Below are 13,403 nucleotides of genomic sequence, written 5' to 3' on the forward strand. Positions count from 1 at the left end.
CTCAGGCGTCTTTCAACTCGACCATTCTGGGTCGGCCAAGCAGTACGCCGGCCACGCTCTGGCCCGCCAGCAGCAACAGCAGAAAGAGCAGCGAGGCGTGCCAGCTGCCGGTCGAGCCCTGCAGCGCACCGAAGAGCAGCGGGCCCCCGGCGGCGAGCAGATAGCCGAGGCTCTGGGACATCCCCGAAAGCATTGCCGCGTGCTGCGGCGCCCGGGTCCGCAGCACGATCATCGTCAGCGCAAAGCTGAAGCAGCCGCCCTGGCCGGCGCCGAGCAGAACGGCCCATACAAGCGGCGCCGCCGTCGGCGCCAGCAGCAGGCCGAGTAGCGAAGTGCCGATCAGCGCGCAGAGCGCGAGTACCAGCAGGCTGTGATGGCTGAGCCGCGCCGCGAGCCGGGCGATCAGATAGCTCGCCGGTATGCTGGTCAGGTTGATCGTCGAGACCATCAGCCCGGCGGTAGCGGCGGAGACGCCGGCCTCCGTCGCCAGCGCCGGCAGCCAGGTCTGCAGGGTGTAGAAGCCGAGCGACTGGGCGCCCATGAAGAGCGTCAGCGTCCACGCCACCGGACTGCGAAAGAGCCGTGACATCGGCGGCCGGGGCGCATCGGAGCCCGCCACGCGTAGCCGCCGGGCCACGCCCCACCAGAGCAGTGCCGAAGCAAGCCCCACCCCCGCCCACAGCCAGATCGGCGTCGACCAGCTGCCGCTCGCTCGCATCAGCGGTACCGCCGAGCCCGCGCTCACCGTCGCGCCGATACCCATCATTACCGTGTAGAGCCCCATCGTCTGCCCCAGCCGTTCGCTGCGGTCGCGCTTGACCAGCGCCGGCATGAAGACGTTGCCGAAGGCGATCCCCAGCCCGGCCAAGAGGGTGCCGGCGAGCATCAGCGGGAAGAGCTCGACCCCGCGCAGCGCCCCACCCGCAGCGACCAGCGTGAGCGCACAGGCGATCGCCCGGTCGAGCCCGACCCGGTCGGCGAAGCCCGGCGCCAGCGGCGAGAGCAGTCCGAAGCAGAGAATCATCCCGGTGGTCAGCAGGCTGGCCGTACCGGCATCGATGGAAAGCGTCGACATGATCGGCTCGAGCACCGGCCCGATCACCACGATCGGCGCACGCAGATTGATCGCCGCGAGACCGAAGGCGAGCAGCCAGAGCCAGGCGGGGAGGGCAAAACGGTTCAGCGATGACGACACGAGAGGCTCCTTGGTGGGCTTCTGGCCAGGGGCACCCGGCCGGGGGCGCTTTTGCAGGGGCAACGGGCGCGATGGAAATCGCGAATGGCGCAAAGCGCCGATTCCCGAGTGGCGAGACCGGCCCGCGGGGCGGCATCTTAGCATCCCCGCACCGGGGCACGGCTCGACCGGGCCCAGGCCGAACCGACACGGCGATAGATTTCTCCTACGCTGAATGCAGTCGTTATCGACTCAATCAGTTGAAGGGAGAGAACTCATGACTCGCACGATGACCACGCGAGGCGCTTCGGCGCTGGGCATCACTACGCTCGTCGGTTTGCTCAGCAGCGGTGCCGTCCTGGCCGCCGAGCAGCCTGAGACGAACGACATCTCCGAAGTGCCGACCGGCACCTACCAGCTCGACGGTTCCCACTCCAAGACCACCTGGGCCGTGGATCATTACGGTTTCTCCACCTACCAGGGGCAGTTCACCGGCATCACCGGCACGTTGAAACTGGCCGACGACCCGGCCCAGAGCGAGCTGAACATCGAGATTCCGCTCGACCAGGTGCTCACCGGCAGCTCGCTGGACGATCATCTGGCAAGCGACGACTTCTTCGACGTCGAGCAGAATCCCACCGCTACCTTCCGCTCCACCCAGATCGAGCTGGACGACGACAACGAGGCGACCATCGAAGGCGAGCTGACCTTCAACGGCCAGACCCACCCGCTGACCATCGAAGCGGAGTTCAACCAGGCCGCGGTCTATCCCTTCGACGAGAACTACCGTCTCGGCTTCGACGGCGAAGCGGAAATGATGCGCAGCGACTGGGGCCTCGATTACCTGCTTCCGGAAGGCGACAGCGCCATGGGTATCAGCGATGCGGTCGAACTGGAGATCGAAGCGGAGTTCACACCGCAGGATTGATCCCGGGCGTCGAGAGCCGATCTCGACGCCGCGCGCGAGACCGACAGCGCGGCGGGGCNNGCCCCGCCGCGCTGTTTTCGGTGGTGCCTACGGAGCGTGTAACCCGGCTTGGTCAAGCGACGTTTGACCCGATTGTTCGGCCAGCCCTTGCTAATGTAAAGGGATCGTTTTACATTGGTGGTGAAGCCACGACATCGAGGACGTGACATGCAGGCCAGCAACGACATTCGCGCGCGACTGCTCGACACCGCGGAAGCGCTCTTCGACCGCCACGGTTTTACCGCCACCGGCATGGATCGGCTGACCAGCGCCGCCGGCATCTCCAGCCGCACGCTCTACAAGCACGTCGGCAGCAAGAACGCCCTGATGGGCGCGGTGCTTCAGGCGCGCGATCGTCGTTTCCGGCGGCGGGTCGATGTCGCCAGCGTCGATGCGCTCTTCGCCGCGCTGGAAACATGGTTCTCTCAGGAGGGGGCGCGAGGCTGTCTTTTCCTGCGCACCTGGCGCGAGACCGGCGGCGACGTTCCCGAAATCGCCGAGGCGATGTCGCGGCACAAGGGATTCATGCAGGAGAAGATCGGCGAACTCGTCGCGGCAGAGATCGGGCGTCGAGACGACGATCTCGTCGATGAGATCCTGGTGCTGTTCGAGGGCATGGTTCATGCCTACACCTACCGCGGCGAGGCGGTGGCCATTGCCGCCCGCCGCGCCGTGCGCACGCTCGTCTCGGCGGCGAAAGCCCCCGAGCCGACGACCGGCTAGCCAGTCGTTCCTTGAGCTGATTTCGACCGAATAGCGATCGATCATTCGACCGGCATCTCGCCGGGGATGCCTGTCGCTAGTAATAAAAACGATCATTTTACACTCGTGAAAGGAGAGACCTCGTGAAGCGCATCGAACGTCGTTTGATCGTCGCCGGTACCCTGCTGATCGGTATTAGCTACGGGCTGGCCCGTTTCGCCTACGGGCTCTTTCTCCCCAGCATGCGCGACGACGTAGGGCTGAGTCCCACCACCGCGGGTCTCATCGGCAGCGGGGCCTACGTCGGGTATTGTTTCGCGATCGTCGTGAGCGCCCTGCTGGTGGAGCGACTGGGGGCACGGTTCGTCACCGTCACCGCCGCGCTGGTGGCCGCGGTGGGCATGGCCGCCATCGCCGCGAGCACCCACCCGCTGCTGCTCGCCGTCGCCATCCTGTTCGCCGGCATGAGCACCGGGCTCGCCTCGCCGCCGATGGCGCAGGCGGTCTCCGGGGTGATCGACGAGGCCCGCCAGGGCCATGCCAATACGCTGATCAATGCCGGTACCAGCCTCGGTGTCGCGGTTTCCGGCCCCGTTGCCTTCATCGCCACCGGCCAGTGGCGGCTCGCCTACGCCGCCTTTGCCGTCGCCGCACTGATCAATGCGCTAATGCTCTGGTTCAGTGTGCCTCGGCGTCTCGACGCGTCGGACACGCCGTCTGAGGCGGATTCGACGACACCTCGTACCGGCGGGCTCCGGCGCCCCGGTATCGTCGCCCTCGCGCTGGCGGCCATCGGTATGGGCACGGCGAGTTCGGCCTACTGGACCTTTTCCAGCGATGTGGTGATGACACTGGGGGATTTTGGCCAGAACACGGCCAACGGCGTCTGGATTCTGATCGGCGTGGCGGGGCTGTTCGGTGGCATCGCCGGCGATCTGGTCAAGCGCGTGGGGGTCAACTGGGTGCACCGGGCGTCGCTGGCTGCCATGGCGCTGTCACTGGTGCTACTGGTGCTGATGCCGACCCACCTGATGGCGGTGGGCGTGTCCGCGGCGCTATTCGGCGCGGCCTACATCATGCTGACCGGTGTCTATCTCGTCTGGGGCGTCGGCCTCTACGCCGACCGCCCCGCGGTGGGGCTGGGACTGCCGTTTCTGATGATCGCGGCGGGGCAGATCGTCGGCTCGCCGCTGGCGGGCTATCTGATCGGCAGTCTGGGGAGCGTCGTCTGCTTTGTCACTTTTGCGCTGATCGCACTGGCGACGGCCCTGGTGCGCTATCGAGGTCGCCGTCAGGACAGTCACCACGAGCAGCGTCATGCGGGGGAACACGAGGGCAATCGCGATGCCGGCAAGGCTGATAAGGCATGGCCCGAAGCGCCACGGCGCGGCAGGTCGAGCGACGTCGCTGTCGCACCACCTGCCGAATCTGTCGCACCGCTGGCGCGCTTTTACATGCCCGCCATGCCGCCGCTGGGGGCCATCGCATGGATCGCCCGTCGATGTCGGCAATGGTTCGGCTGAATCATCGATTGAATCGGGAGGTCGGTCTGCGACATGCACAGCCCCGACGCTGCGGATGTCGCCGGCCTGCCAACGTGGCTACAATGGCGTATCCGCTTCGTGCCGGGGGTGCTGCAGGCTCCACAAGAGCGCTCACGTCCGCGTACTCGTCATTTGATCGTGACGCCGACGCTCGCCGCTCTTGACTGCCGTGTCATCCCGGCCGGTGAGCGTCGAACCTCCCAAGACCCGATGAGCGATGCCTCGCCGCGGGCCACCAGACGACAACAGGAGCGCTCGATGAGCCAGCAGGACCGTCCCGAAGACGCGGCTTCCGCGAATCCCGATTTCAGCGAGAACACCGATCACCGCCGCCACCACTCCGCTCAGGTGGTGGACGGCCCGGGCAAGGCGGCAAGCCGCGCCATGCTGCGCGCGGTGGGTTTCAACGACGACGACTTCAAGAAACCGCAGGTCGGTATCGCTTCGACCTGGAGCCGGGTCACGCCGTGCAACAGCCACATCAACGTGCTGGCGGATGCCGCCAGCGACGGTGCCGACGCCGCCGGCGGCAAGGGCGTGGTGTTCAACACCATCACCATCAGTGACGGCATCGCCAACGGCACCGAAGGCATGAAGTATTCGATGGCCTCGCGGGAGATCATCGCCGACTCCATCGAGGCGGTGGCGGGCTGCGAAGGGTTCGACGGCGTGGTCGCCATCGGCGGCTGCGACAAGAACATGCCGGGCTGCATGATCGGGCTGGCGCGTTTGAACCGCCCGAGCCTGTTCGTCTATGGCGGTACCATCCAGCCCGGCGCCGGCCACACCGACATCGTCTCGGTGTTCGAGGCGATGGGCGCCTACTCCCAGGGCAACATGTCGCGCATCGAGGTCAAGCAGATCGAGGAGACGGCGATTCCGGGGCCGGGCTCCTGCGGCGGCATGTACACCGCCAATACCATGGCTTCCGCCATCGAGGCGATGGGCATGAGCCTGCCCAACTCCTCGGCCCAGGATGCGGTGTCGCAGACCAAGCAGGACGACAGCCGCGCCGCCGGCGAGGCCGTGCTCGAGCTGCTCGAACTCGACATCAAGCCCTCCGACATCATGACCCGCGAGGCGTTCGAGAACGCCATCACCGTGGTCATCGCCCTCGGCGGGTCGACCAACGCCGTGCTGCACCTGCTGGCGATCGCCAATACCATCGGCGTCGAGCTGTCGCTGGACGACTTCACCGAGATCGGCAAGCGGGTACCGGTGCTCGCCGACCTGCGCCCGAGCGGGCACTACATGATGAGCGAGCTGGTCGCCGTCGGCGGTATCCAGCCGATGATGAAGATGCTGCTCGACGCCGGTCTGCTCCACGGTGACTGCCTGACCGTCACCGGCAAGACGCTGGCGGAGAACCTCGCCGGCGTCGCGCCGTATCCGGTGGATCAGGCGATCATCAAGCCGCTCGACGCCCCGGTGAAAGCGACCAGCCACCTGCGCGTGCTCTACGGCAATCTCGCGCCGGAAGGCGCGGTAGCCAAGATCACCGGCAAGGAGGGCACGCGCTTTACCGGCAAGGCCCGAGTGTTCGACTCCGAAGAGGAAGCCCAGGCGCGCATCAACGATCTGACCGTGGTCGCCGGTGACGTGCTGGTGATCCGTTACGAAGGCCCGAAGGGCGGCCCCGGCATGCGCGAAATGCTCACGCCGACCTCGGCGATCATGGGGCGCGGGCTCGGCGACCAGGTCGCGCTGATCACCGACGGGCGCTTCTCCGGCGGCAGCCACGGCTTCGTGGTCGGCCACATCACGCCGGAGGCCTTCGTCGGCGGACCGATCGGCCTGGTCGAGGACGGTGATCAGATCACCATCGACGCCGAGAACGACGTCATGACCGTGCACATCGACGACGCCGAGATGCAGCGCCGCCGCGCGGCGTGGAAGCGCCCGGCGCCGCGCTACACCCGCGGCACGCTGGCGAAGTACGCGCGCACGGTGAGCTCCGCCTCGAAGGGCGCGGTGACCGATCTGCCTGAAGCCTTGGACGACGGCATCGACTGAGCTCGGACACGATGCGCTGACCGGCGCCCCCGGCACTCGCGTGTCGGGGGCGTCGTCGTTTCGGGCGCGCCATCTTGAACCGCTCGACGTCCCGTCCGGCGCTCACGCGCCTAGGGTCGCGCCTGTCGACAGACGCGCCGGCGTCGGCGAGGATGAAGGCCGAGATAGAGATCTACATGAGTGGCGTTCATCAGTGGTCGCGGAACTTTCATCTCGTGCGAGCGCGGCGCTGCCCGGAATTTCCGTATTCTGTGTGTCGATCCAACGGCGAGTTTCGCCGCCTCTTTTCTGTCAGGAGTCACCATGAGAACCAGCCGCGACCGCATCATCACCACGCACACCGGCAGCCTGCCGCGCACGCAGGCGCTGTCGAAGCTGCTGGTCCAGCGCGAGCAGGGCCGGGCGATCGACGGTGCCGAGTTCGACCGCCAGGTCGCCGAGTGCCTCGACGGGGTGATTCGCGGTCAGCTCGACGCCGGGCTCGACAGCATCAACAACGGTGAGGTGCCGCGGGTCGGCTTCTCGACCTACGTGACCGAGCGGATGACCGGCTTCGGCGGCGAGGGGCGACGCAAGCCGGCGCTGGATATGCAGCGCTTCCCCGGCTATGCCGCCCACATGGCGCGCCAGATCGGCGTGTCGGAGGATCTGGCCAAGGTCTGGAACACGCCGCTGGCGCAGCGCGCGGTGCAGTACGATCCGACACTCGCTGGCGTCAACGCCGAACTCGCCTCGTTCTCGACCGCGCTGGCCGGCGGCGCCCAGCCGGCAGAGACCTTCATGACCGCGGCGTCTCCCGGCGTGGTGACCACCACCATGCTGCGCGCCGACGACAACCCGGACTATCCCACCGATCGTGACTACGTGCTGGCCGTCGCCCGCGAGATGAAGCGCGAGTACGAAGCGATCGTCGCCGCCGGCCATGTGCTGCAGCTCGACGCGCCGGATCTCGCCATGGAGCGGGTCATCATGTTCGGCGACGCCGATCTCGGCACCTTCCTCGAGCGGGTCGAACTCCACGTCGAGGCGATCAACCTGGCGCTCGAGAACATTCCGGCGGACCGTGTACGGCTGCACGTCTGCTGGGGCAACTGGCAGGGGCCGCACCAGGACGACGTGCCGGTCGCCGAGCTGCTGCCGATCCTCTATCGCGCTAAGGTCGGGGCCTTGAGCATTCCGCTGGGCAACCCGCGTCACGAGCACGAGACGGTGTCGTTCAAGACGCATCCGCTGCCGGATCACATGCTGCTGTTGCCGGGGGTGATCGACGTCACCACCAACTATCTCGAGCATCCGGAAGTGGTCGCCAATCGCATCTGCGCCTCGGTCGAGGCCGTCGGCGATCGCGAGCGGATCGTCGCCGGCACCGACTGCGGCTTCGGCACCTTCGCCAGCTACGAGTTCGTCGCCCAGGACGTGGCGTGGGCGAAGCTCAAGGCGCTGAGCGAAGGCGCGGCCATCGCTACCCGGCGCCTCTGGGGCTGAGCCGCCCTCGTCGGGCGCGCGCGCTCGAAGGGGGCGTGCACCTTGGCCGTGCTCTCCTATACTCCAGAGGAACTCGCACAACAGGGAGACGTGCAATGTCGCTGAACAAGATGATGGGCGCCGGCTTCGGTCTGACGCTGAGCGCCATGCTGCTGGCCACGGGCGCCATGGCGGAAGTGCAGCATCAGCCGCAGGCGCAGGCCAGAGAGGGCGCCAACGAGACCGAGAGCCAGACCGAAGGCGTGCCGCCCAAGGCCGAAGAGTGCAAGCAGCTGGCGGTGGACGAGCACGACACCGACTACGACTTCGAGGGCAAGGAAGTCTACGAGAACAACGCCAAGGATTTCGATGCCAGCGAGCTCGAGAACGGCGAACCTTTCGAGCTGCGCGTCGACCTGCTCGGTGAAGGTAACTCGATGTACAACATCACTTGCCAGATGGACGCCGACGAGAACGTGACCTTCGAGAAGATCGAGAAGTCCTCCTCATCGCAGGCCAATCCCGGCGGTGCCTGATCCGCTCTCGACACCCTGAAGCATCGACGGCCCTGCGGGGCCGTCTTGCGTTAGGTGTCCTGCACCAGGGCATCCGGTGTCGGGGCGACCGATATCGGGGCGCGTATCGGACGAGGAAGACGACGACGCGACAACGCGCCGATCCAAACGAATCGAGGGGGGACGCCTTGACGATCGAGACGACACGCATCGCAACCGACAGGCCCGTGGGTGTCATCTCCGACACGCACGGGCTGCTGCGAGAGGAGGCGCTGGCGCTGCTGGCTGACTGCGACCCGCTGATCCATCTCGGCGACGTCGGCGATCCGGCCATTCTTCGGCAACTCGAGGCGCTGGCGCCACTCTACAGCGTGCGGGGCAACATCGATCGCGAGGGGGAGTGCGCCGCGCTGCCGCTGCATTGCCGTCTGGAGATCAACGGTCGAGCGCTCCAGCTCGTCCACGACATCGCCGATACCGACGAGACGATGGCCTGCGAGGCGGTGCTCCACGGCCACTCGCACAAGCCGCGTAACGAGTGGCGTGAGGGGGCATGGCAGGGAAAGGAAGAGACGCGCCGGCTGCTGTTCAATCCTGGCGCGGCCGGCAAGCGGCGGTTCACGTTACCGTTGACGCTGGGCAAGCTCTGGATCGACGCCGCGGGGATCCGCGGCGCCATTCTGCATCTGCCGCTTTGAAAGATCGCGGCGGGATCACTCCTGCTCGGGGGTGATGCGGATCAGCGCGCCGTCGCGCTGATCGGTCAGCACCCACAGCGCACCGTCCGGGCCTTCGGCGACGTCGCGAACCCGTCCCAGTGACTCGAGCAGCCGCTGTTCGCCGCTGACGCGATCACCGTCGAGCGTCAGGCGCACCAGCCCGCCGGGGGAGAGGGAGGCAATGACCAGACTCCCCTGCCAGTCGGGGAAGCGCTCGCCCTGGTAGAACGTCATGTCGCCGGGCGCGATGACGGGGTCCCAGTAGTAGACCGGCTGCTCCATGCCCGACTGCTCGGTGATGCCGTCGCCGATCGGCGCGCCGCTGTAATCCTCGCCGTAGGTGATCGCCGGCCAGCCGTAGTTCTCGCCGGGCTCGGGCAGGTTGAGCTCGTCACCGCCCTTGGGGCCGTGCTCGAGGGTCCAGAGGCGGTTCGCACCGGGTTGCCACGCCGCGCCCTGCACGTTGCGATGACCGTAGGACCAGATCTCCGGGAGGCCCTCTTCACCGTCGGCGAAGGGGTTGTCCTCGGGGATCGAGCCGTCGTCGAGAATACGCACCACCTTGCCCAGGTGCGCCTGGGTGTCCTGCGCGAGCTGCCGTGGCGCCGGCAGCGAGCGCTCGCCGAGCGTGACATAGAGCCGCCCCTCGTCGTCCCAGACCAGCACCGAGCCGAAGTGCTTGGTCGACTGCCACGCCGGTGTCTGGCGGAAGATGACCTCGAGACTGTCCAGCCGTCGGCGATCCTCGCTCAACACGGCGCGAGCCACCGAGGTCCCGTTCTCGCCGTCGCCGCGGGGCTCGGCGTAGCTGAAATAGACGCGCCGATTGGTTTCGAAGGCGGGGTCGAGGCTGACGTCGAGCAGTCCGCCCTGACCGCGGGCGTCGATGTCGGGTAGCCCCTCGATGGGCGCGGAAAGCTCGCCGCTCTCCAGGTCGACGACGCGCAGTCGGCCGGGACGCTCGGTCACCAGTGCCGATTCGGCATCGAGAAACGCCAGTCCCCAGGGGTGTTCGAGCCCCGTCGCCACGCGATCGGTTCGCGTGGCGAGCGGCTCGCCCAGCGATGGCGCCCGGGTCTGGCCGTCGAAGGCCGGGGTCTGATCGGGCGCGTTGGGCGGGCCGGTATCGACCTGCGCCTGGGCAAAGGCCTCGCTACCCAGGGCGAGTGCCAGAGCGGTCGTCGAAAGCCACCGTAAGGGGAGCCGAAAGGTCCGCGGCGTCGCGGTACGCATGGCGGCGGCTGGCAGGGCAAGGGGACGGCTGCGTACGCGATCGCGCGGGCGAATCTGGACGTCGAACATGACGTTTCCTCGTTGTTATCCATGTCGGTTTCTGGCCTCGAGCCTTCACCCGTTGGCAACCGCCCTTCGGGGCCGACTCGTCTGATTGACTCTAGCAGGTCGATCCCCAGGCGGAACCTGATCCCCCATTCGAAAGATTGTCGACAAACGCTGTCTCCCCCAGGGCCGGCTGCTATGCTCGCGTCTTTGTTCGGAGGACGACGTGCCAAGTCTCGCTTTACTTTTTGCACTGGCTTCATCGCCGTCGCCCGCTTCAGCGTCCTCGCCGCCACCGCGATGGTCGCCGCCTCGCTGGGTGCGCTGGCTGGTGCTGGCGCTCGCCTGTCTGCTCGCCAATCGGCTGCTGGCGCTGGTTCACATGCCGGCGGGCGGGTTCATCGGTCCGATGGCCGTCTCCATTGTCTATGGCGTGGGCATCGGCGGGCTGCGCCTGCCTCGCGTGGCGTTCAAGCTGGGGCAGGGCGTGATCGGCGTGCTGATCGCTCAGACGCTCACGCTAGGCGTACTGATGCAGATTCTCGCCGCGTGGCCGGTCATGCTGCTGGCAACCGCGATCACGCTGGTGCTGAGCGTGGGGGTGGGCATCGGCCTGGTGCGTTACGGCGGACTGCCGGGGTCGACGGCGGCGTGGGGCACGACGCCCGGAGCGGCAGCGGCGATGGTCGCGATGGCCGAAGAGAACGATGCGGACCCGCGAATCGTCGCTGCCATGCAGTACGTGCGCGTCGTGGCCGTGGTGCTGATCGGCGCGCTGGTGAGTCACGTTCTGGGGGCGAGCGGCGGTGGCGGGCATCAGGCAACGCCCTGGCCGGGAGAGGTTGCGGGGTGGGGACAGCTGGCGGCAACGCTGGCGGTGGCCGGCCTCGGCGTCTGGCTGTTCGATCGGCGATTGCCGGCCGGCGCGTTGCTGGGGCCCGTGATGCTCGGCTGTCTGCTGAGCCTCACGGGCGTGATCACGATCGTGCTACCGGGGCCGCTGCTCGAGCTCGCCTACGCCGCGCTGGGGATCTACGTGGGGCTGCGTTTCGACCGCGAGACCCTTCGCAACATCGCCCGCTCGCTGGGCGCCATGATCATCGCATCGCTCACGCTGATCGCGCTCTGTGCACTGTCGGCGGTGGCGATCACGTGGCTCATGCACACCGAGTTCGTCACTGCCTATCTCGGCACCAGTCCCGGCGGGCTCGATTCGATGACGATCATTGCCATCGATACCCACGCCGACGTCGGCCTCGTCGTCGCGCTGCAGACGCTGCGTCTGTTCACCGTCGTCATGGTCGGTCCGATGATGGCGCGCTTCGTCGCCCGCTTCGCTCGACCCTGAGCGAGGGTCTTTCAGGGCTTTCGAGCGCATGCTGTGGGACGAGGCACCGAGGCCTGCGTGCCGGGCTGTCTACCTACGTCGCCTAGGCCTCGGTGTAGCGGGGATCGAGACGCCACCGCCTGGCGGACGCTGTGGGCTGGGTCCGGCTTCGCACTCGGCTGACCCAGGCCTGCCGACCATCCTGACGAATCAAGTAGACCGTCTCGCCCTCCCGCAGCGGCGGATTGGCGGGGTCGATCAGGATGGCGTCGAACCAGCGCGACAGGTGAAAGACCTGCAGCCGCCCTGTGACCGGATGCGCCGCGACTTCCACCGCGATCTCGCCGGACGGCGTGGAAGCACTGGACAGGCCCGGCGTCAGCCACGCCGTAAGGCGTCGCCGGCGGCTCGCGACGACGATCAGGCCGAATACGGCAACGGCAAGCGCCAGGTCGACCGACGCCGGCAGCAGCGCCGAAACGATCGTCGCCGCCAGGCCGCCAATCATGACCAGGCCCACGACGGGGTGGCGCAGGTGGCGTCGTAGCGGCGCCAACGCGCATAGCGCGATGACGAGCGCCGCCATCTCCTGGACCGGGTTCAGCCAGTTTTCCATGGGCGTCCCTTGCAGTGTGCGATTACCGGCGATGGGTAAGCGTCGTTGTGGCGCGGCACCATCGAGGGTGGCCGTCTAGCTGACTCGAGCGGCAGTGGTCCGCGTCGGCGATGGGGCGTGAAGCGTCGAGGCGTAAGGCGTCGAGACTCCGAGCAGAATACTGACGCCCCGGCAGCGCCTCCATACCAGAAGCGTAAACAATTGCTGCCCAACGTAGCGGGCGCGAAGAATTGTCAGCCGCATCTCAGTCGCCTTCGGGTTTGTTCTCGCCACCCGACAGCCGCGCTAGAATGGCGCGATCACGAATCGCTCGAGGGAGGAAAGGCGACATGCGAATCGGCATCCTGCAGTGCGACGACGTTGCCGAGCCGCTTCGAGGCGCTCACGGCAACTACCCCGAACAGTTTCGGCGACTGCTCACCCGCGTCGACTCGACGCTGAGCTTTCGCACCTGGCGCTGCCTCGACGAGGAGCTGCCCACGGCCGAAGATATCGCGACGATCGATGGCTGGCTGATCACGGGCTCCAAGCACGGCGTCAACGACGGCCACGCCTGGATCGAGCGTCTCAGCGAGTTCGTGCGCACGCTCTACGCCGCACGGCGCCCACTGGTGGGCGTCTGTTTCGGCCACCAGCTCATCGCCCATGCGCTGGGGGGCGAAGTGGAAAAGAGTCCGCGAGGGTGGGGGATCGGGGTGTCGTTCAACCGCGTGATCGAACGGCCTTCATGGATGGTGCCGGCGCGCGAGCGCCTCGATCTGCTGGTCAGCCACCAGGACCAGGTCAAGGCGCTGCCGCCCGAGACGCGCGTGCTCGCCGAAAGCGATTTCTGCCCGTTCTACGTGATCGAGGTCGGTGGCTGCTTTCTCGGCGTCCAGGGCCATCCGGAATTCACCAAGGCCTACTCGTCGGATCTGATGACGCTGCGAGCAGACAGGATGCCGGCCGAACGGGTCACCGAGGGGCTCGCCTCGCTCGAGGCGCCCATCGACGGCGAGCTGGTGGCTCAGTGGATGCTCAACTTCTGGCGCAGTGACCGTGCGGCATAGCGCCGAACTCACGGATGACAACGACGAAGCCCCGG

The 13,403-nt window shown here is 67.2% G+C and carries 12 protein-coding genes; 9 read left to right on the plus strand and 3 right to left on the minus strand.

Annotated elements, in window-relative coordinates; genetic code table 11:
* Window position 1: 1 nt before the first annotated feature.
* Window positions 2-1,195 carry a CynX/NimT family MFS transporter gene (locus tag DOM33_RS15425; RefSeq protein WP_239495393.1) on the minus strand — a complete coding sequence of 398 codons (1,194 nt, stop codon included), beginning with the start codon at window positions 1,193-1,195 and terminating at the stop codon, window positions 2-4.
* A 256-nt stretch (window positions 1,196-1,451) separates the two neighbouring features.
* On the opposite strand from DOM33_RS15425, the gene DOM33_RS15430 reads away from it, so the two are divergent.
* The 7 genes from DOM33_RS15430 (at window position 1,452) to DOM33_RS15460 (ending at window position 9,077) form a co-directional block, all read left to right on the plus strand.
* Window positions 1,452-2,102 (plus strand): YceI family protein, encoded by a 651-nt coding sequence (locus DOM33_RS15430; RefSeq protein ID WP_204352718.1) that lies wholly within the window; start codon window positions 1,452-1,454, stop codon window positions 2,100-2,102.
* Between the two features lie 207 nt (window positions 2,103-2,309).
* Window positions 2,310-2,864: a TetR/AcrR family transcriptional regulator gene (locus DOM33_RS15435; RefSeq protein ID WP_110670588.1), complete on the plus strand. Its 555-nt coding sequence runs from the start codon at window positions 2,310-2,312 to the stop codon at window positions 2,862-2,864.
* Window positions 2,865-2,986: 122 nt separating this feature from the next.
* Complete coding sequence (locus tag DOM33_RS15440; RefSeq protein ID WP_110670590.1) at window positions 2,987-4,366, plus strand: MFS transporter; 1,380 nt, start codon at window positions 2,987-2,989, stop codon at window positions 4,364-4,366.
* Between the two features lie 279 nt (window positions 4,367-4,645).
* Window positions 4,646-6,400 carry a dihydroxy-acid dehydratase gene (ilvD, locus tag DOM33_RS15445; RefSeq protein WP_110670592.1) on the plus strand — a complete coding sequence of 585 codons (1,755 nt, stop codon included), beginning with the start codon at window positions 4,646-4,648 and terminating at the stop codon, window positions 6,398-6,400.
* Between the two features lie 303 nt (window positions 6,401-6,703).
* Complete coding sequence (locus tag DOM33_RS15450) at window positions 6,704-7,885, plus strand: cobalamin-independent methionine synthase II family protein (protein WP_110670594.1); 1,182 nt, start codon at window positions 6,704-6,706, stop codon at window positions 7,883-7,885.
* A gap of 95 nt (window positions 7,886-7,980) precedes the next feature.
* Entirely contained in the window at window positions 7,981-8,400 is a 420-nt protein-coding gene (locus DOM33_RS15455) for a hypothetical protein (RefSeq protein WP_110670596.1), read from the plus strand.
* A gap of 167 nt (window positions 8,401-8,567) precedes the next feature.
* A complete protein-coding gene (locus DOM33_RS15460) occupies window positions 8,568-9,077 on the plus strand; it encodes a metallophosphoesterase family protein (protein ID WP_338053865.1) in 510 nt (169 codons plus the stop codon).
* 15 nt (window positions 9,078-9,092) lie between these two features.
* Here DOM33_RS15460 and DOM33_RS15465 read toward each other — a convergent pair whose 3' ends face one another.
* The gene (locus tag DOM33_RS15465; protein ID WP_239495394.1) at window positions 9,093-10,400 is read right to left on the minus strand and encodes a PQQ-dependent sugar dehydrogenase; all 1,308 of its coding nucleotides are present in this window, start codon (window positions 10,398-10,400) and stop codon (window positions 9,093-9,095) included.
* A gap of 202 nt (window positions 10,401-10,602) precedes the next feature.
* Here DOM33_RS15465 and DOM33_RS15470 point away from each other — a divergent pair, with 202 nt between their 5' ends.
* The gene (locus tag DOM33_RS15470; RefSeq protein WP_239495395.1) at window positions 10,603-11,724 is read left to right on the plus strand and encodes an AbrB family transcriptional regulator; all 1,122 of its coding nucleotides are present in this window, start codon (window positions 10,603-10,605) and stop codon (window positions 11,722-11,724) included.
* A gap of 82 nt (window positions 11,725-11,806) precedes the next feature.
* Here the strand turns inward: DOM33_RS15470 and DOM33_RS15475 are convergent, their stop codons facing one another.
* On the minus strand, window positions 11,807-12,319 hold the full coding sequence (locus DOM33_RS15475; protein WP_110670598.1) for a hypothetical protein: 513 nt from the start codon (window positions 12,317-12,319) through the stop codon (window positions 11,807-11,809).
* A 329-nt stretch (window positions 12,320-12,648) separates the two neighbouring features.
* Between DOM33_RS15475 and DOM33_RS15480 the strand changes: the two genes are divergently transcribed.
* Entirely contained in the window at window positions 12,649-13,368 is a 720-nt protein-coding gene (locus tag DOM33_RS15480; RefSeq protein ID WP_110670600.1) for a type 1 glutamine amidotransferase, read from the plus strand.
* Window positions 13,369-13,403 lie beyond the last annotated feature (35 nt).

This window comes from Salinicola halophilus (genome assembly GCF_003206155.1).
GTDB lineage: Bacteria > Pseudomonadota > Gammaproteobacteria > Pseudomonadales > Halomonadaceae > Salinicola > Salinicola halophilus.